The sequence below is a fragment of the Cellulomonas sp. KU4C genome (assembly GCF_056868065.1).
The window spans coordinates 3,479,101-3,498,136 of the sequence record NZ_CP200322.1; the positions used below are offsets into that span (position 1 = coordinate 3,479,101).

Annotated in this window: 11 protein-coding genes, 2 tRNA genes and 2 pseudogenes; 6 read left to right on the plus strand and 9 right to left on the minus strand. The window is 75.1% G+C overall.

The features are described from left to right. Positions 1–22: 22 nt before the first annotated feature. From AC1VL8_RS16565 to AC1VL8_RS16590, 6 genes and pseudogenes are all read right to left on the minus strand, one after another. Positions 23–755, minus strand: a pseudogene (locus tag AC1VL8_RS16565) (response regulator). Beyond that, the gene (locus tag AC1VL8_RS16570; RefSeq protein WP_483076269.1) at positions 752–3,313 is read right to left on the minus strand and encodes an ATP-binding protein; all 2,562 of its coding nucleotides are present in this window, start codon (positions 3,311–3,313) and stop codon (positions 752–754) included. The pseudogene AC1VL8_RS16565 and the gene AC1VL8_RS16570 overlap by 4 nt, the downstream one beginning before the upstream one ends. Positions 3,314–4,971: 1,658 nt before the next feature. Beyond that, a complete protein-coding gene (locus tag AC1VL8_RS16575; protein ID WP_483075927.1) occupies positions 4,972–6,108 on the minus strand; it encodes a hypothetical protein in 1,137 nt (378 codons plus the stop codon). 132 nt (positions 6,109–6,240) lie between these two features. Then, entirely contained in the window at positions 6,241–7,329 is a 1,089-nt protein-coding gene (locus AC1VL8_RS16580) for a hypothetical protein (protein ID WP_483075928.1), read from the minus strand. 112 nt (positions 7,330–7,441) lie between these two features. Beyond that, positions 7,442–8,098, minus strand: a complete 657-nt coding sequence (locus AC1VL8_RS16585) for a hypothetical protein (protein WP_483075929.1) — start codon at positions 8,096–8,098, stop codon at positions 7,442–7,444. Positions 8,099–8,163: 65 nt separating this feature from the next. After that, a complete protein-coding gene (locus AC1VL8_RS16590; protein ID WP_483075930.1) occupies positions 8,164–9,195 on the minus strand; it encodes a LacI family DNA-binding transcriptional regulator in 1,032 nt (343 codons plus the stop codon). 327 nt (positions 9,196–9,522) lie between these two features. Between AC1VL8_RS16590 and uxaC the strand changes: the two are divergent. From uxaC to AC1VL8_RS16610, 4 genes and pseudogenes are all read left to right on the plus strand, one after another. Continuing rightward, positions 9,523–10,939: pseudogene (uxaC, locus tag AC1VL8_RS16595) on the plus strand (glucuronate isomerase). 34 nt (positions 10,940–10,973) lie between these two features. Continuing rightward, positions 10,974–12,419, plus strand: coding sequence for a glycoside-pentoside-hexuronide (GPH):cation symporter (locus AC1VL8_RS16600; protein ID WP_483075931.1), 1,446 nt, complete (start codon positions 10,974–10,976; stop codon positions 12,417–12,419). Between the two features lie 14 nt (positions 12,420–12,433). After that, positions 12,434–14,002 (plus strand): UxaA family hydrolase, encoded by a 1,569-nt coding sequence (locus AC1VL8_RS16605; RefSeq protein WP_483075932.1) that lies wholly within the window; start codon positions 12,434–12,436, stop codon positions 14,000–14,002. 44 nt (positions 14,003–14,046) lie between these two features. Continuing rightward, positions 14,047–15,504 carry a tagaturonate reductase gene (locus AC1VL8_RS16610; protein ID WP_483075933.1) on the plus strand — a complete coding sequence of 486 codons (1,458 nt, stop codon included), beginning with the start codon at positions 14,047–14,049 and terminating at the stop codon, positions 15,502–15,504. 66 nt (positions 15,505–15,570) lie between these two features. Here the strand turns inward: AC1VL8_RS16610 and AC1VL8_RS16615 are convergent, their stop codons facing one another. The 3 genes from AC1VL8_RS16615 to AC1VL8_RS16625 all read right to left on the minus strand — a co-directional run bounded on the left by AC1VL8_RS16615 (position 15,571) and on the right by AC1VL8_RS16625 (position 17,133). Next, the gene (locus AC1VL8_RS16615; RefSeq protein WP_483075934.1) at positions 15,571–16,152 is read right to left on the minus strand and encodes a hypothetical protein; all 582 of its coding nucleotides are present in this window, start codon (positions 16,150–16,152) and stop codon (positions 15,571–15,573) included. Positions 16,153–16,464: 312 nt separating this feature from the next. Beyond that, positions 16,465–16,537: transfer RNA gene (locus tag AC1VL8_RS16620), tRNA-Asn, on the minus strand. An 86-nt stretch (positions 16,538–16,623) separates the two neighbouring features. Beyond that, positions 16,624–17,133, minus strand: a complete 510-nt coding sequence (locus tag AC1VL8_RS16625) for a hypothetical protein (protein WP_483075935.1) — start codon at positions 17,131–17,133, stop codon at positions 16,624–16,626. A gap of 55 nt (positions 17,134–17,188) precedes the next feature. Between AC1VL8_RS16625 and AC1VL8_RS16630 the strand changes: the two genes are divergently transcribed. Together AC1VL8_RS16630 and AC1VL8_RS16635 are read left to right on the plus strand one after the other, a co-directional pair. After that, a tRNA-Ile gene (locus tag AC1VL8_RS16630) sits at positions 17,189–17,262 on the plus strand. 240 nt (positions 17,263–17,502) lie between these two features. Further along, entirely contained in the window at positions 17,503–19,023 is a 1,521-nt protein-coding gene (locus AC1VL8_RS16635; RefSeq protein ID WP_389230252.1) for a peptide MFS transporter, read from the plus strand. The last annotated feature ends 13 nt before the right edge of the window (positions 19,024–19,036 follow it).

The window sequence follows — 19,036 nt, forward strand, 5'->3', positions numbered from 1 at the left end:
CCGCAGGTCAGGGCGGCAGACCCTAGACGTCGCCGGCGGGCCCCGCCACCGCTGGCCCGTCCGGGTGACCGCCGGTCGGGTCGAACCGGTACCCCATGCCCGGCTCGGTGAGCAGGTACCGGGGCGTGACCGGGTCCGGCTCGAAGCTTCTTGCGCAGCTGCGACAGGTACAGCCGCAGGTACCCGGTGTCGGTCACGTGCTCCGAGCCCCAGATGTCGCGCAGCAGGGTCTGCCGGGTCACCAGCCGGCCGGCGTTGCGGACCAGGACCTCCAGCACGCGCCACTCCGTCGGCGTCAGGCGCACGGGCTCCGGCGGCGTCCCGTCGCGCGTCACGGTCGTCGCCGTCAGGTCCACCACCACGTCGCCGATCCGGGTCAGCGGCTCGGCGTCCTGCCCCGGCACCCGCCGCGTGAGGGCCCGGACGCGCGCCAGCAGCTCGTCGACCACGAACGGCTTGGTCACGTAGTCGTCGGCGCCGGCGTCCAGGGCCTCGACCTTGTCCGCCGACCCGGTGCGCCCGGACAGCACCAGGACCGGTGCGGTGGTCCAGCCCCGCAGGCCCTGGATCAGCTCCACCCCGTCGAGGTGCGGCATGCCGAGGTCGATCAGGTACAGGTCCGGCCGGTGCTCGACCGCCTGGTTCAGCGCGTCGGCTCCGTCGGTGGCGGTCAGCACCTCGTACCCGCGCGCGCGCAGCGTGATCCGCAGCGCGCGCAGGATCTGCGCGTCGTCGTCCGCGACGAGGATCTTCACGCGCGCGTCCCCTCTCCCGTCGCGCCGGACTGCCGGAGCGCGATCACCATCGTCAGACCGCCGCCGGGCGTGTCCTCGGGAGTCAGCGTGCCACCCATCCCCTCGGTGAACCCGCGCGACAGGGCGAGCCCCAGGCCGAGGCCGGTGGTGTTGTCGGTGTCGCCGAGCCGCTGGAACGGCACGAAGAGGTCCGGCCACCGCTCCGCCGGCACCCCGGGACCGTGGTCGACGACGCGGATCTCGACCCGGTCGGCGAACGCGCTGGTCCGGACCCGCGCGCGCGTCCCGGCGGGGCTGGCGCGCACGGCGTTCGCCAGCACGTTGACCAGGACCCGCCGCAGCAGCGCCGGGTCGGCCTCCACCGCGGGCAGGTCCGGGTCGAGGTCGAGGAGCACCTCGTCCGGGCCGAGACCGAGCTCGTCGAGCGCCGGCAGGACCACGTCGTCGACGTCGGTCGGCGTCGTGGACACCCCGGTCACGCCGGCCTGAAGACGGCTGACGTCCAGGAGGTCGGTGACCAGCGCGGTGAGGGTCCGCAGGCTCTCGTCGGCGGTGGCGAGCAGCTCCTCGCGGTCGGCGGTCGACCAGCTCACCTCCGCCGACCGGAGGCTGCCGACGGCGGTGGTCGCGGCGGTCAGCGGTCGGCGCAGGTCGTGGCTGACCGCCGACAGCAGGGCGCGCCGCACCTGGTCGGTCTCGCGCAGCGGCCCGACGGCGTCCGCGGTGCGGCTGAGGCGCTGGTGCTCGAGGGCGGCGGCGATCTGGGTCACCACCACGCCGAGCAGCCGGTTGCCGGCGCCGTCGAGGTCGGTCCCGCCGAGGCCGACGGTGCGGTCGCGGCTGCCGAACCGCGCCAGCCGACGGGTGACGGGGTGCTCGCCGGGGTCGACCTCGAGGACGCTCCGCTCGTCGACGGGCACGGCGGTCGCGTCCGCGCGCACGGTCCCGGACTGCGCCAGCACGTCCTCGCCGGACCGCAGCCGCACGCCCGCGAGGCCGAACGCCTCCCGAGCCCGGTCGACCAGCGCGGCGAGCGCATCCTGCCCGCGCAGCACCCCGCCGGCGACCGTGAGCATCAGCTCGGACTCGGCGCGAGCGCGCTGTGCTGCCCGGCTGCGGCGCGCGGCGAGGTCCACGACGGCGCTGACCAGCGCGCCGCTCACCACGTACAGCACGAGCGCGACGGCGTGCCGCGACTCGGCGATGGAGATCGTCCGCACCGGCTCGATGAAGAAGTAGTCCAGGCTCAGCCCGGACAGCACCGCGGTGAGCAGCGACGGCCACAGCCCGCCGACCAGCGCCACGACCACGACGAGCAGCTGGTAGGACAGCACGTCGCCGACCAGGGACGTCTCGGTGCGGGTCGACGTCAGCAACCAGGTGAGCAGCGGGCCGAGCACGAGCGACATCGCGAGTCCGAGGGCCCGCCGGCGCCAGGTCAGCGCCCCGCCGACCTGGGGCAGGGTGGTGCGCCGGCCGGCGGCGGCGTGCGTGACGATGTGCACGTCGATCGCACCCGCGTCGCGGATCACCGTGCCCCCGACCCCGGGCCCGCTGACCGCGGTGGCGAGGCGGCCGCGACGGCTGAGGCCGATGACCAGCTGGGTCGCGTCGGCCGACCGGGCGAACTCGACGAGCGCCCGCGGGACGTCCTCCGCGACGACCTGGTGGAAGGTCCCGCCGAGGTCGGTGACGAGCCGCTGCTGGGCCGCGAGCGCCGCGGGGTCCGACTGCCGCAGGCCGGTCGGGGCGGTGACGTGCACGGCGAGCAGCTCGCCGCCCGCGGACCGGGCGGCGATCCGGGCGCCGCGCCGCAGCAGGGTCTCCCCCTCGGGGCCGCCGGTCAGGGCGACGACCACCCGCTCGCGCGCCTCCCAGGGGGCGTCGATGGCGTGCTCGGCGCGGTAGGTCCGCAGCGCGGAGTCGACCTCGTCGGCGAGCCACAGCAGCGCGAGCTCGCGCAGGGCGGTGAGGTTGCCGAGCCGGAAGTAGTTCGACAGGGCCGCGTCGACCCGCTCGGCCGGGTACACCTCCCCCGCAGACAGCCGGTCGCGCAGCGACTGCGGCGCGAGGTCGACCAGCTCGACGTCGTCCGCGGCGCGCAGCACCGCGTCCGGCACGGTCTCGCGCTGCGGCACCCCGGTGATGGTGCGCACGACGTCGTTGAGCGACGCGATGTGCTGGATGTTGACCGTGGTCACCACGTGGATGCCGGCGTCCAGCAGCGCCGCGACGTCCTGCCACCGCTTCTCGTGCTCGGACCCCGGCGCGTTGGTGTGCGCGTACTCGTCGACGAGCGCGACCTGCGGGGCGCGCGCGAGCACGCCGGCGAGGTCCATCTCGGCGAGCTCGACGCCGCGGTGGGAGACGACCCGCCGCGGCACGACCTCGAGGCCCTCGACGAGGGCGGCGGTCGCGACGCGGCCGTGGGTCTCGACGACCGCGACGACGACGTCCTTGCCCGCGGCCACCAGGTCCCGGCCGCTCTCGAGCATCGCGAAGGTCTTGCCCACCCCGGGCGCCGCCCCGAGCAGGACCCGCAACCGACCGCGCGTCATCCGCTGGTCCTCCTGGTCGTCGTCGCGCCGTGACCGGGGTCGGTGCCCGACCTGGGCCGTCCGGGGTCCCGGGAGCGCGTCGGCGATCGTAGACCCGTGGTCGCGGTCCGGGTGGTGCGGTCGCGGATCGGGTGGCAGCACCGGGCGGGGACGGTCGCCGGTCGACCTCGTCCCCGCCCGGTGTCGCGCTACGCCAGCGGCTCGACCTCGTCGAGCGCGCGACGCAGCCGGACCCGGTGCAGCACGAGCACCACGCCCCCGACCAGGAGCGCGACAGCGACGGCGCCGGCGACCAGGAGGTCGGTACCGGTCACCGCGAGCGGACCGGCACCGGGGCCGGGCTCGGCGGCGTCGGGCTGCGCCGGTGCGGGCGTCGGTGCCGGCTCCTCCGGCGCCGCGACCGTGACCGTCTCGGCGGGGTCGCCGCACACGCCGGTCGAGACCGCCGCACCACCGGCCGTGGTCCGCTCGACGAACCCGTAAGTGCCCGGTCCGGTGGTCGCGTACCGCTCGGTCGGGTACTCGCCCGGCCCCCGATCGAGCGGGACCGGCGCGGACGTCCACACCGGGGTGGTGCAGACGAGCGGCTCGCCGGGCGGGGCGTGGAACAGGTCCACCTCCACGACCGCGTCCGACGGGACGGTTCCGGCCACGGTGACGACGTCCCAGAGCTCGACACCCACGACGGGGTCCCCGTCGGCGGCCATCGCGGTGGTCGCGACCGTGAGCCTCGTCGACCACGAGCGTGGTCTCGGAGGGCATCCCGCATGCGCCGCTGTCCCGGACGGTGCCGTCGGCGGCGACCAGGGTCGCGATCCAGTGCACGGCACCCGCCACGGCCGGAGCCGCCACCTCGCCGGAGCCGTAGAACCCCGGACCGGCGACCGGCACCGGGTCGGACGTCCACAGCCGCGTCGTGTCGTCGCACACCGCCTCGGTCGTGGGGTCCTGCGGACCGAACGCCTCGAACACGAGCTGGTCGCCGTCCTCGGTGGTCCCGGTGACCAGCGCGAGGTCGTGGATCGGCGCGCCCGGGACCGCCTGCGGCTGGGCCTGCGTCACGACCGCCGCCGGGACGACGACCTCGGGCTGCCCCGGGACGAAGAACGCCTCGCGCACGTCGTCGAACCGGCTGACGAACGGCGCCACCCGGGCGTCGCCGGCGAACGCGTAGACGAACACGAAGTAGTCGCCGCCGGGGTACCTCGCCCGGGTCGGTGCGACGACGGGGTGGTCGCGGTCGTGGCCGACCTCGTGGACCCCGTCGCGCGCCGGCACCGTGCCGGTCCACAGCACCGGGGTGCCGGGCGGCACCTCGGGCCCGTCGGGCAGCGTGGGCAGCGGCCCGTAGACGGTGACGTCGGCGTCCGGGAGGTCGGCCTGCCAGCCGCCGAGCCCGCCGAACTCGCCGTGGTCGGCCGGGTAGCCGGTGACCACGATGGTGTCGGCGGCGCGCCCGCCGGGCACGACGTTGAACTCCCGCGCCTGCGAGGTGTGCTTGAGGTCGAACCGGTTCACCGCCGTCTCGACCTCCTCGAACCACGGTGCGGCGAAGTCCTCCCGGACGTACGGGGCGAGGTCCCCCGCGTCGGCCCGGCGGATGGTGGCGACGGCGGTGTAGAAGCCGTTCCCGGTCGCCCGCACCGTCCCGGGGGTGGTCAGCGTCCCGGGTCCGTGCGCCACGACCCGCTCGACGCCCGCGACGGGAGCGCCGGGCGGCGGCAGCGGCTGCTGCGGCTGCGGTCGGTCGAACGGCCCGTACCAGGTGACGCCGACGGGAACCGGGACGGGGACGCCGTCCAGCACGGCCCACAGGTCGCCGGGGGCTGCGGTGACGTCCAGGCGGTCGACGAGCGGCTCGCCGTCGCCGACCCGCACGTCCTGCACGGTGGTCGTGGCCCGGGGCCGGAAGTCGTGCACGACCGGGAACTCGGGCCCCGGGACGACGACCTGCTCCGGGTCGTGCCCCGGTCGGTTGCCGTAGCCAGCTGGTCCTGCCGGTTGCCCGCGAGGTCGAACAGCGTGAGCGTGGTCCGCCACACGTCGTCGAAGGCCACCCGGTACTGCACCGCTCCGTGCCCGGTCGCGGTCCACGTCAGGCGCAGCGGCTCGGCGGTGGTGGTGCCCGAGTAGGTCGCGGTGCCGGAGGCGTCGAGCACCGCCGGGCCGGTGAGGGTGACGGTGAACGCCGCCCCCGCGAGGGGCTCCCCGGCGGCGGACCGCAGCGCGATTCCCTCGATCACGCCGGTGCGGCGACCCTGGCCGGTGACCAGGCCCGGGTCGCCCTGGTAGGGACCGGCGGCGCGCTCCCCCTCGGCGAGCAGCTCGGCGGCCCGGTCGCGCACCGCCGCGGGCGTCGCGGCGGCGAGCAGCTGCGTGACGGCCGCGACGTCGCCGCCGGCCATGCTGCCGGGCCGCTCGTGCCGCTGGTGGGCGGCGTAGCCGAGCGCAGCCTGGGTGAGGTCGTCCACGGCGAACCGGTGCCGGGCGAGTGCCGCGGCGAGCGCGGGGTCGTCGAGGGTGGTCACGGCGACGGGGACGTCCGCGGGGCCGGACGCGGTGACCCGCGCCTGGAGGCAGTACCCGTGCTCCTCGGAGCCGGTCGGGCCGTCGATCGGACCGAGCCGCACGGGCCCGTAGCCCGCCGGGGTGACGGTGATGCCGGCGGCGGGCGTGGCGTGGGCGGGCGGGGGCGCCGGCAGGACGGCCAGCACGGTGACCGCGGCGGCCACGAGGGCGCCGGTGATCGGGGCGGACGGGGTCCTGCGGGCGTGCCAGGATGGCGGTGCTTGCATGGTCAGGTCTCCTCGAGGGAACTGTCGTTCGGGCACGAGGGGTCCGGTGTGCCAGCACCGGGCCCCTCACTCGTGAGGTGCAGCGGGTCGGGGATCAGGGCACGGCGCCTCCCGTCCCGCGGCGCGCGCGCGTCAGCACTCCCACACCTCGCCGAGCGAGGTGCCGCACCACGCGCCGCCCTGGGTCTCGACCTCGACCCGGTGGCCCTCGGGCACCGGACCGCCTGAAGCCCAGCCCGCGGCCCCGGAACCGCCACCGGACGCACCGCCGGACCCCGCACCGGAGCCGCCTGTGCCGCCGGACCGCGTGGCTCCCCCGGTGCTCGGCTCCGGGGCCGCCGACGACGACCGTGAGCCGCCCGCGGACGCGCCGGTCGCCCCCCGGGTCCGCGCCTGCGCGTGCGCCGCGGCCTCGGCTGCCTGCCGGTCCTGCTCCGACTGCCAGGCGGCTTCCGCCTCGCCGACTGCACGCCGCGTGACGTCCAGCGCGAGCACGTGCTGACGGACGCGCTCGGTGGCGGAATCGAGCCCGGCCGTGTCGGTCGGAACGGGCTCGTCCCGGACGAGCACCGCCGCGTCGACGGCCGCCGCGAGTGCGAGACGGACGGTGTCGTCCTCGACCCGGCCCGCCGATGCCGCCAGCACGGCGCCGGCGTCGTCGACCGCGAGCCGGAGCTCGTCGCGTGCGGCGGCGTGCCCGGTCGCCGCGCGCTCGAGCTCCCAAGCCGCCCGTGCGGTGCGCACGGCCCCGGTCGCGACGGCCAGCCGGTCGGCGCGCCGGACCGCCTCGGCCGCGAGCCGACGGGCCTCGGCGGTGCGGTGGGCACGGGGTGCGTCGGGGTTCACGCCCAGCGCGGGGACACCCGTCAGCAGCTGCGCGAGCTCGCGCCGGACGGCGTCGTCGGCCACCCGCAGCGCGGACGACGCGAGCGCGTCCTGCGCGTCCGTCCGCGCCGAACGCCACCGGCGCGTCGCGTCGGCGAGGTCCGCCGTGGCGGTCGCCAGGTCCTGCTCGGCGCGGGCGTCCCAGCGGGCGTGGAGGACCGCCCCACCGCCGGTGAGCACGAGGACCGCGGCGGTGAGCGCGGCGACCACGACGCGTCGGCGACGTCTCGGGGGATCGGGGTCAGGGGCGGGGGCCGGGGCGTGGCCGGCTCCGGCGGCGGGGACTCCTCGGGGTTCGGGGGCAGGGGCGGGTGCAGCGGCGGCGGGTGCGCTCATCGGGAGTGCTCCGAGGTCGGGGACAGGTGAGCGCGGCTGAGCTCCCGACTGTACGGCTCGGTGCCTCGTCTGCCGAGCCCCGTCTCCACCCCTGTGGACGACCGCCGGCGTGTCAGCCCGCGGGGAGCACCCAGACGAGGTCGGTGGACCCGGCGGGCAGCGTGACCTGGCCGTTCGTGCCGATCGTCACGACCAGGTCGCTGGTCGGGTCCGTCCCGTCGGGCAGGGCGACCACCGTGGTCGTCGGGACGAGGTCGGCGGTGCACGGCCCGTCGCCCGGCTCCGGGAACGTCACGGTCACGGCGGCGGGCCCGTCGGCCTCGGCGGTGCCGTCGGGCACCGCCGGGCACGTGCTCGACCCGAACGTGACCACGTGGAGCAGCCCCTCGTCGGTCGCGCGCCCGGCGCCCGCGGCGGCGTCGGCCGGTGCGGGCCCGGCGCCGTCGGGCAGGCCGGGCGCGGTGGAGCCGGCGACCGGCTCGAGCCCGGTCGGGGTGGGCGTGGCGCCCGCGGCGTTCCCGGACGAGGTGCCGGCCGACGCGCCGGGCGACGCACCGTCATCACCCGCGCAGCCGGCGAGCAGCGCGACGACACCGAGGACGGCCGCGACGGCGGCGGCGCGGCCACACGCGTGGCCGGCGCCCGCGCGGCCGCGCGCTCGCGGACGCCAGGAGTGCGGGGAGTGCCAGGAGTGCCGGGGTGCGGGCAGGAGGGGGTCGTCGGTTCCACGAGGTGCTCCGATGTCCGGTGCTGCGTCGGCGAGGTCCACGTCCGGTACCGCTGGCCCCGGGGCACCGCCACCTGCGCGGCGGCACCGTGGCGCCGCCCCCGACGCTACTCCCGGGGGTCGCCGGGCACCGAGGCCGTGCTGGCCCGCACGACGAGCTCGGTCGGCAACGGCGCCGGGGGCCCCGGGTCCGCCGCGCGGGCGCCGTCGACCCCACCACCCGCGAGGTGACCGTGCAGCCGCTCGACCGCGACGACCCCCGCGCGGTCGAGCGGGATCCGCACCGTGGTGAGCGCCGGCGTCAGCAGGGCGGAGATGGCGATGTCGTCGAACCCGACGATGCTGAGCCGCTCGGGCAGCGCGAGCCCGAGCCGGGACAGCCGCGCCACGAGCCCCGCGGCCATGACGTCGTTGGCGACGACGACCGCGGTGACGTCGGCGAGCAGCACGTCGTCCCCGGCCGCGGCGCCGCCCTCCACCGTCGGCGGGTAGGGCCCGAGCACGATCCCGGCGAGTCCGTGCGCAGGGGTGCGGGTGCGGAACGCGTCGAGCCGCTGCGCGTGGGACCGGCTGGTCTGCGTGGCGGCGACGAACCCGACACGGTGGTGCCCGAGGGCCCGCAGGTGCCGCAGGGCCTGCTCGATCCCGCCGGCGTTGTCGATGAGGACGGGCGGCACCGTCGCCGCGGGCGACCCCGGAGCGGCGCGGTTGACCAGCACGACGGGGCGCAGGCGCGCGGCCTCGGCGAGCGCGGCGTCCGACATGCGCGGCGAGCAGAGCACGAGCCCGTCGACGTTCTGCGCGAGGGTGCGCACCAGCCCGAGCTCGGCGTCCGGGTCCTCGCCGCTGTCGGCCAGCAGGACGGGGTGGCCGAGCTCGCGCGCCCGGCGCTGGGCCCCGCGCACCAGCTCGGGGAAGAACGGGTTCGCGAGGTCGGGTACCAGGACGCCGATCGCGCCGGTCCGTCCGGTCCGCAGGGACCGCGCCGACGCGCTCGGCTGGTACCCGAGCCGGCCCGCGACGTCGAGCACGCGGTCGCGGGTCGCGGTGTCGACCATCTCCGGCCGGGTGAACGCGCGGGACACGGTCGACGGCGACACCCCGGCCCGGTCGGCGACCTCGCGGATCGTCGCTGCCACCTGTCCTCCTGCCCCGAGCCGGCCGACTCCCGGCACGGACCTCCCATGCTAGGGCGCCACCGGATCTGCATACGTGTGCAGACCCCTGACCTGCGCGTTCACGCATGAGAAGCGGCCGATTCGGACCTAGGTCCCGCGCGATGAGACCTGCGTCACGCCACGATGCAAACGTGTGCAGCGCGACGCACCCCGTCACCCCGCGCACCGACCGACAGCACGTCACCCCTGGATCGAGGACGCCCCGTGGCCATGACCGCTCCCCCGACGACCGCCCCCCGCGCGACCGCCCCCCGCACGACGGACCGGCGCACGACCGACCCGCGCCCGCTGGCCCTGCACCCCGACCGGGCCCTGCCGGCCGACCCCCGCCAGCGCGAGGTCGCCCGCGAGATCTACGCCGAGACCGCGCGGCTCCCCCTGATCTGCATGCACGGCCACGTCGAGGTCGAGGCGTTCGCCCGCGACGAGGCGTTCGCCGACCCCGCGCAGCTGCTGGTCGTGCCCGACCACTACGTGACCCGGATGATGGTGTCCCAGGGGGTCGCCCCGGCGGACCTCGGCATCCCCCGCGTCGACGGCGGCCCGGTCGAGCAGGACTCGCGCGCGATCTTCCGCCGGTTCTGCGCGAGCTGGCACCTGTACCGCGGCACGCCGTCCCGGTTCTGGCTGGAGCACGAGCTCGTCGAGGTGTTCGGCGTCGACGTCGAGCCGAGCGCCGCCACCGCGGACGCGGTGTTCGACACGATCGCGGCGCGGATCGCCGAGCCGGGCTTCCGGCCCCGCGCGCTGCTGGACACGTTCGGCATCGAGCTGCTCGCGACGACGGACGCCGCGACCAGCACCCTGGAGCACCACGCGCAGCTCGCCGCCGAGGGCCTCGGGGACCGCGTGGTCCCCACCTTCCGACCCGACGCCGTCGTGCACCTGGACCGCCCGACCTGGGCCGCGGACGTCGCCGAGCTCGCGCAGGTGTCGGGCATCGACACCGGTTCCTACGCGGGCTACCTCGCCGCGCTCCGGCAGCGCCGGCAGGCGTTCGTGGCGGCCGGCGCCCTCGCGAGCGACCACGGCCACCTCTCGGCGGACACCACGCCGCTGGACGACGCCGTCGCCGCGCGGATCTACGCCGAGGCGCTGGCCGACCCGGCCTCGGTGACGCCGGAGCGGGTGCACGCATTCGCCGCGCACATGCTGTTCCAGATGGCCGGCATGGCCTGCGAGGACGGCCTCGTCATGCAGATCCACCCCGGCGTGCTGCGCGACCACCACGACGCCGTGCTCGCCGCGCACGGGCAGGACAAGGGCTTCGACATCCCCGTCGCGACCGAGTACACCCGCGCCCTGCGCCCGCTGCTGCAGGCGTACGGCACGGACCCGCGGTTCCGGGCGGTGCTGTTCACCGTCGACGAGACCGTCTACTCCCGCGAGCTTCGCCCCGCTGGCCGGCGCGTACCCGTCGCTCCGACTCGGCGCGCCGTGGTGGTTCCTCGACTCCCCCGAGGGCATGCGCCGGTTCCGCGAGACCGCGACGGAGACGGCCGGCTTCGCGAACATGTCCGGCTTCGTCGACGACACCCGCGCCTACGCGTCGATCCCCGCGCGTCACGACCTGTCGCGCCGGGTCGACGCCGGGTTCCTGGCCCGCCTGGTGCTGGAGCACCGGCTGCGGGTCGACGAGGCCGTCGAGACCGCGGTCGACCTCGCCTACCACCTGCCCCGGCTCGCGTACGCGCGCCGCGGCTGATCCCCACCACCTGACACCCGAACCGAGGACGACGATGACCACGGCACCCGAGGCGACCACGCCCCGCGGCCTCCTGACGGCCCTGCACGACAAGCTCCCGCTCCGCGCGAAGGTCGCCTACGGCCTGGGCGACATGGGCAACGGCTTCATGTTCGACCTGGGGCAGGCGTACCTGCTGAAGTTCTACACCGACGTCGCCGGGCTGAACCCGGCCGCCGCTGCCGGGGTCTTCGTGTTCACGAAGATCTTCGACGCGTTCATGGACCCGGTCGCCGGGATCTTCGTCGACCGTCGTCCCGGCGGCGGACGGCACGGGCGGTTCAAGCCCGTGATGATGTACGCCTCGATCGCCCTCGGCATCCTGACCGTCGTCACGTTCCTCACCCCCGGCGGGACGCACGGCGTCAACCTCGTGTACGCGTACCTGTCGTACATGGCCTGGGGCGTCCTGTACTCGTTCACCAACGTGCCGTACGGCTCGCTGGCCTCGGTGATGACGCAGAACCCGGCGCAGCGCGCGCAGCTCGCGTCGTTCCGTCAGGCCGGCTCCGTCACGGCGCTGCTCATCACCGGCGTCGCGTTCATGCCGATCGTGCACGCGTTCGGCAGCGACCGGGTCGGGTTCGCCGCGGCGGCCGCAGCGATGTCCGTCGTCGGCGTCCTCGGGTTCTTCGCGACGTTCCGCGGCACGAAGGAGGTCGTGCCTGTCGCCCGCAGCACCGAGAAGATCACGCCGCGGACGTTCGCCACCACGATCGGCCGGAACCGCGCGCTGCTGGTGCTGGTCCTCATGACCGTGTTCTCGATCTCCGCGTACAACATCAAGCCCGCGATGATCGTGTACTTCACGGACTACAACCTGCACAACCAGGACCTGCTCGCGGTCGTGAACTTCTTCGGCATCGGGTCCTCGATCCTCGCGATCCTCACGATCCCGTTCCTGGTCGCGAAGTTCGGCAAGCGGAACGTCGCCATCGCCGGGTTCGCCCTGGCCGCGGTCGCCGACGGCCTGAACTTCCTGCTGCCGACGAACACCGTGACGTTCACGATCCTCTACAGCCTGTCGTTCGTGGGCGTCGCGCTGCCGAACGGCATCACCTGGGCGCTCGTGTCCGACGCGATCGACTACGGCCACTGGCGCACCGGCGTCCGCCGCGAGGGCATCACCTACTCGATGTTCAACTTCTCGCGGAAGATCGCCCAGGCGGTCGCGGGCGGCGCCGCGGGCTTCGGCCTGTCGCTGATCGGCTACGTGCCGAAGTTCACCGAGCGCCCCGAGCTCGCCGACCAGGCCGACGGGATCCTCCAGGGCATCAAGGGCCTGCAGACCCTCTACCCCTGCCTCGCCCTGACGATCGCGGGCGCCGTCCTGTTCTTCCTGTACCCGCTGACCGACGCCCGGATCACCGAGCTGGTCGCCGAGACCCGCGACCGCGAGGCCGGCCGCGCGGTCGCCGACGAGCCCGGGACGCCCCGATGAGCAAGGAGACCCCCATGACCAGCACGACCCCGCTGGACGGCACCCCCCTGGACGGCACCCCGCTGGACCGCGTCACGCTGCGGCTGGCCCCCGCGGACGAGGTCGTCGTCGCCACCCGCGACCTGCCCGCCGGGACGCGCCTGACCTCCCCCGACGGCGACCTCGAGATCCTCGACGACGTGCCGCGCGGCCACAAGCTCGCGGTGCGGGACGTGCCCGCAGGCGGCCAGGTGCACAAGTACGGCCAGTCGATCGGCCGCGCGACCGCCCCGATCGCCGCCGGCGCGCACGTGCACGTGCAGAACCTCGGCATGGACACCGGCGCCGACTCCCACGAGCTCGGCGGCGTGCACACCGAGCTCCCCGTCCCGTCCGGCCCGCCGCGCACCTTCCTCGGGTACCGGCGCGCCGACGGCCGGGTCGGGACCCGGAACTACGTCGCGGTCCTGACCTCGGTGAACTGCTCGGCGGCGACCGCCCGGATGATCGCCGCCGCCGTCGAGCCGCTGCTCGCGCAGTACCCGCACGTCGACGGCGTCGTCGCCCTCACGCACCAGAGCGGCTGCGGCATGATCCCCGCGTCCACCGGCGGCGGCGTGCTCCAGCGCACCCTGCACGGGTACGCCGCGCACCCGAACGTCGCCGGGCTGCTGGTGCTCGGGCTCGGCTGCGAGATGGTGCAGGTCCAGTCGATCCTCGACTCCCTGCCCGTGGCGTCGGACACGCTCGTGGAGTCGCTCACGATCCAGGAGCAGGGCGGCATCCGGGCGTCGGTCGCCGCGGGGGTCGCCGCCGTCGAGCGGATGCTGCCCGCGCTCGACGCCCGCCGCCGTGAACCCGCGCCGATCTCCGAGCTGGTGCTCGGCCTGAACTGCGGGGGCTCCGACGGCTACTCCGGCATCACCGCCAACCCGGCGCTCGGCCACGCCTCCGACCTGCTGGTCGCGGCGGGCGGCACCTCGGTGCTGGCGGAGACCCCGGAGATCTACGGCGCCGAGCACCTGCTCACCCGGCGCGCGGTGTCGCCGGACGTCGCGCGCGCCCTGCTCGAGCGGATCGACTGGTGGCAGCGGTACGCCGCCGACGGCGGGGGCAGCCTCGACAACAACCCGTCGCCCGGCAACAAGGCCGGCGGGCTGACGACGATCCTGGAGAAGTCGCTGGGCGCCGTGGCGAAGGCCGGGCAGGCGGACCTGTCGGCCGTGTACCAGTACGCCGACCCGATCACCACGCGCGGGATGGGCTTCATGGACACCCCCGGGTACGACCCGGTGTCGGTGACCGGTCTGGTCGCGGGCGGCGCGACCGTCGTGTGCTTCACCACCGGCCGCGGCTCGGTGCTCGGCAGCCGGCCCGCACCGACGATCAAGCTCGCGACGAACACCGAGATGTACACCCGGATGCGCGACGACATGGACCTCGACTGCGGCCGGATCGTCGACGGCCTCGCGAGCGTCACCGAGGTCGGCGAGGAGATCCTCGACCGGATCATCGCGGTGGCGTCCGGCGAGCGCACCGCCAGCGAGGAGCTGGGACTCGGCCAGGACGAGTTCGTGCCGTGGCAGCTCGGGACCGTCACGTGAGCCCGCAGCCGACCCCCGCCCCGGCCCGACCCCCCAGGAGCACCATGCGCCCGCTCGACAGCACCACCGTCCCCCGCACCGCCCGCCCCGTCACCGTCCTGCAGTTCGGCGGCGGCAACTTCCTGCGCGGGTTCGTCGACTGGATGATCCAGGTCGCGAACACCGCCGGCGTGACCGACACCGGGGTGGCCGTCGTGCACGCCACCGCGACGCCCGACGCCGCCCTCGACCTGCTGCGCGAGCAGGACGGGCTGTTCCACGTCCTGCTCGAGGGCGTGCGCGCCGGCGAGCCGGTCCGGGAGATCACCCGGGTCGACTGCGTGCAGGAGGTCGTCGCCGCCCACGGCGAGTTCGACCGCTACCGGGAGCTGTACCTGAGCCCGGACCTGCGGGTCGTCGTGTCCAACACCACCGAGGCCGGCATCGTCTGGGTGCCGGGCGACGACCTGGCCGCCACGCCCCCGGCGTCGTTCCCCGCGAAGGTCGCCGCGCTGCTGCACGACCGGTACCGGCACTTCGACGGCGACCCCGACCGGGGGCTCGCGTTCCTCGCGTGCGAGCTCATCGAGGACAACGGGTCCACCCTGCGCGAGCTGGTGCTGCGGCACGCGGCGGCCGCCGGGCTGGACGAGGGGTTCCGGACATGGGTGCGGGAGTCGTGCAGCTTCGCCGACACCCTGGTCGACCGGATCGTGCCCGGCTACCCGCGGGACGACATCGACGCCGTCCAGGCCGAGATCGGGTTCGCGGACCGGCTCGTCGTCAAGGGCGAGTACTTCCACGTCTGGGCGATCGGCGCGGACCCCCGCGTGCGCGACCTCCTGCCGCTGGACCGCGCCGGGCTGGACGTGCGGTTCATGCCCGACATCCGCGCGTTCCGGGAGCAGAAGGTGCGCGTCCTCAACGGCACGCACACCGCGCTCAGCGCCGTCGGACTGCTGCTCGGGCACACCAGCGTGCGCGAGGCGTTCGCCGACCCCGACGTCCGCCGCTACGTCGACCGGCTGGTGGCCGACGAGGTGCTGCCGACGATCCCGGGCGACCGGGCGGATCTCGACACGTTCGCGGCGGGCATCCTGGAGCGGTTCACGAACCCCTACCTGCACCACCGGCTCGCGGACATCGCCCTGAACGCCGTGGCGAAGTGGCGCACCCGGAACCTGCCCGTGCGCGTCGACCGCACCCGGGCCGGCGCGGCCGCACCGCTCACGGCGTTCTCGCTGGCCGCGGTGCTGGTCGTCCAGTCGGGCGCGGCAGCCGTCCCGGGGTTCACGCCCGCCGACGACGCCGCGACGCTCGACGCGCTGCGCGGCGGGCCCGCCCCGCGGGACGCCGGCGGCGCGGCCGCGTGGGTGCGCACCGCCGTCGAGCGCCTCGACCTCGCCCACGGGCTCGACACCAGGGCGGCGGACGACCTGGTCCACGACGTCGCGGCGCACGTCACGGAGCTGCTCGCCGACCCCCGGGCGGCGCTGCGAGTCGTGCTGGAGGCGCGCTCCTGACTCTCCCGGAGCTCACCGCCGCGACCCGTCGGCACCCCCGCGGGCAGCGGAGGTGCCGACGACGGCTCAGCGGTGGAAGCAGGTCGATCGCCGGTTCGTGATCGTCTCCGACGATCCGCCGATGCCCTTCACCGTGCCCACGGTCTCGATGCAGTAGTAGCCCTTGCCCGCGTCACCGAAGGGGACCCAGGCGTGCATCAGCGCCGCGCTGGTCCCGTTGGTGACCCGGAAGAGCCGGTACGACTTGGAGTACCCGTTCGGGCCCGTGAGCGTCGCGGTCGTCGACACCTCCGCCCGGTAGGTGTTGTCCCACCAGAACCAGCCGTACTTGTACTCGAACGAGTGCGGCTCGATCTTCACCTGGACCGCCTTCCGCTGCTCGGACCACGAGATGTCCCGCTTGAACCGGGTCCACTGGCGGCCGCTCGACGAGTACTTCTCGTCGTGCGACGAGTGCAGCTTCTTGAGGTCGAGGATGCGGCTGCCGTCCGGCATCAGTCCGTACTCCTCCCAGATGGTCAGGGGCGGCGGGGGCGTCGCGGTCGCCGTCCCGGCGAGCCCGGTCAGCATCGACACGGCGAGGCCGGCCGCGACGAGCGCACGACCCACTCCCCGCACGCGCTGGCGGCCGGTCGCAGATGTGGACATGACGTACTCCTCGTGTTCGCAGGTGAGCGCCACCCACCGCGTCGGGCCACCCGGACCTCGACGCCGGGACAGGGGGACGCCGGACCCGTCCACCGTCCCCGCCGGGACGGGACGTCACGAGGCACCTGGGTGCTCGGTGCGGCCCAGTTCCGTGGACTCGCGAGGCGAAGTAGGTGGCCGCCGCCGCACCTACGGTGTCTCTGCTGGTCAGGGCGCCGCGCTGGAGACGGCGCCGCGGAGATGGCGCTGCGGAGATCGCGCGCGGACGCAGAAGACCCCTCAGCGGCCGGTTGCCGCTGAGGGGTCTGGGTGCTCCCTCGACTGGACTCGAACCAGTAACCGTCCGATTAACAGTCGGATGCTCTGCCAATTGAGCTACGAGGGATCGTGCGGGGAAAACTCTAGCAGCCCGTCGGGGGTGCTCCGGCCACCTCCACCGCGGCCCGTCGCTGCGCGAGGGGACGCCCGCCGTCAGGGACGCAACCCGGCCGCGGACCGGACCCGCGCCTCGGCCTCGTCGAGCAGCGCGACCACCCCCGGGTCAGCGAGGTCGACGGTCGCGGGGCCGGTCACCTGCGTGAACAGGTCGCCGTCCTCGCCGCGGCGCAGCGCGACCCGGACCGTCGCCCCACCAGGCAGCGTGACGGTCTCGACGTGCACGACCGACGACTGCACCCGCTCGCGGAACGCCTGCGCGAAGGCGACCGGCACCGGGGCCTCGAGCGGCACCTCCTGGGTCTGCCCCGACACCCAGTGCACGGTGATCGCCGCGGGCTCGGGCGTGAACGACGCCCGGTCGACGTCGGTCCACGGGTGCCGGACCACGCGGTCCCCGTCGACGAGGTGCAGCGCCCGGCGCGACGCCGCCACCCACCGGCCCCCCGGGACGCGCGCGGCGGCCAGCACCCGGTCGTCGGGCGGGAGGTCCAGCGCGCGGCGGTCGGCGTCGGGCAGGGCGTGGCGGCGGGAGAAGAGCGGCACGAGGCCCCACGGTAGCCGCCGCGCACCGGCCCGGCCGGTACCCTGACCGCGACGAGGGCCAGTAGCTCAGCCGGTCAGAGCAGCGGACTCATAATCCGTCGGTCGTGGGTTCAAGCCCCACCTGGCCCACCCTCGCACGCCCACCGCCCTTGCCCACTCAGCGGGCCCGCGGGTGGGACGTTCGCCTTGCAGCGCTGCGAGCGGCGGCGACATGCTGGACGACGGGTCCCGCCGCTCTGCGCGAGCCCCCGGGACCGGACCGCGGTGCTGCGGGGCGGCGCGCTCGGCCTCTCGAGTGCAGGAGAACGACATGACCACCACCACCGCCAGCGCGGCGTCCGCCGCCCGCCCGCAGACCGGGCTCCCGCGATGAGCGCCCCCGACGCAGCGGCACGTCCCGCGGGCGAGCTCGCCGGCGACCGCGCGTTCTTCGGCCACCCCCGCGGGCTGATGACGCTGTTCACCACCGAGCTGTGGGAGCGGTTCAGCTACTACGGGATGCGCGCCATCCTCCTGTACTACCTGACGGACGCCGTCGCGGACGGCGGCCTCGGGATCGCCGACCGCACCGGCCTGGCGCTCGTGTCGATCTACGGCACCAGCGTGTACCTGCTGTCGGTCGTGGGCGGCTGGCTCGCCGACCGGGTGATCGGCTCGCGGCGCTCGACGCTGTACGGCGGCATCATCATCGCGGCGGGGCACGTGGCGCTGGCGCTGCCGTCGGCGCCGACCTCGTACCTGGGCATCGCGCTCGTGGCGCTCGGCACCGGCCTGCTGAAGCCGAACGTGTCGAGCATGGTCGGCGAGCTGTACGCCCGGGACGACTCCCGGCGCGACTCCGCGTTCTCGATCTTCTACATGGGCATCAACATCGGCTCGTTCACCGCGCCGTTCCTGGTCGGGGCGGCCCGGGCGTGGGGCGGGTACCACGCGGGCTTCCTGGTCGCGGCGGTCGGCATGGCGATCGCGCTGGTGTTCTTCGTCGCCGGCGGGAAGTACCTGGGGTCGGCCGGCGGGTCCGCACCGAACCCGATCCGCCCCGAGGAGCGCCCCGCCCTGCTGCGTGGGCTGGCGATCATCCTCGGCGCGGTCGTGGTCGTCGGCGGGATCGCGGCCGTGGTCTCCGGCGGGTTCAACCTCGACACGTTCATCGACACGATGTCGTACCTGGCGTTCCTCGCGCCGGTGGCGTACTTCGTCGCGATGTACCGCTCTCCGAAGGTCACCGACGCCGAGCGGCCGCGCGTGATCGCGTACATCCCGCTGTTCGTCGCGGCGATGCTGTTCTGGATGATCTTCGAGCAGGCCGCCACGACCCTCGCCGCGTTCGCCGCGAACCGCACGGAGCTCGACCTGTTCGGCGCGACGATCAGCCCGGAGTTCTTCCAGTCGGTCAACCCGCTGTCGATCATCATCCTGGCCCCGGTGTTCGCGTGGATCTGGGCGAGGACCCAGGACCGACCCGCGACGGCGTCGAAGTTCGCCCTGGGCCTCGGGCTCGCGGCCGTGTCGTTCCTGGTGATGTCGGCCGCCTCGGCGGCGATCGGCGACGGCAAGGCACCGGCGTGGGTGCTCGTGGTGGTCTACGTGATCCAGACGCTCGGCGAGCTGTGCCTGTCCCCCGTGGGCCTCGCGGCGACGACGCTGCTCGCGCCGCGGGCGTTCCGGACGCAGGCGATGGCGGTGTGGTTCCTCGCGCCCGCCGCCGGGCAGGCGATCACCGCCCAGCTCATCAAGGCCACCGAGGGCACCTCCGACACGCTGTACTTCGGCGGGATCGGCGGCGTCGCGCTGCTGTTCGCGCTGGCGCTCGCGGCGCTGTCCCCGTGGGTCGGCCGGCACATCCGCCGGGCGGACGAGCTGGAGGGGTCGGTCACCGCGGCGAGCTGACCGCGACCGGATC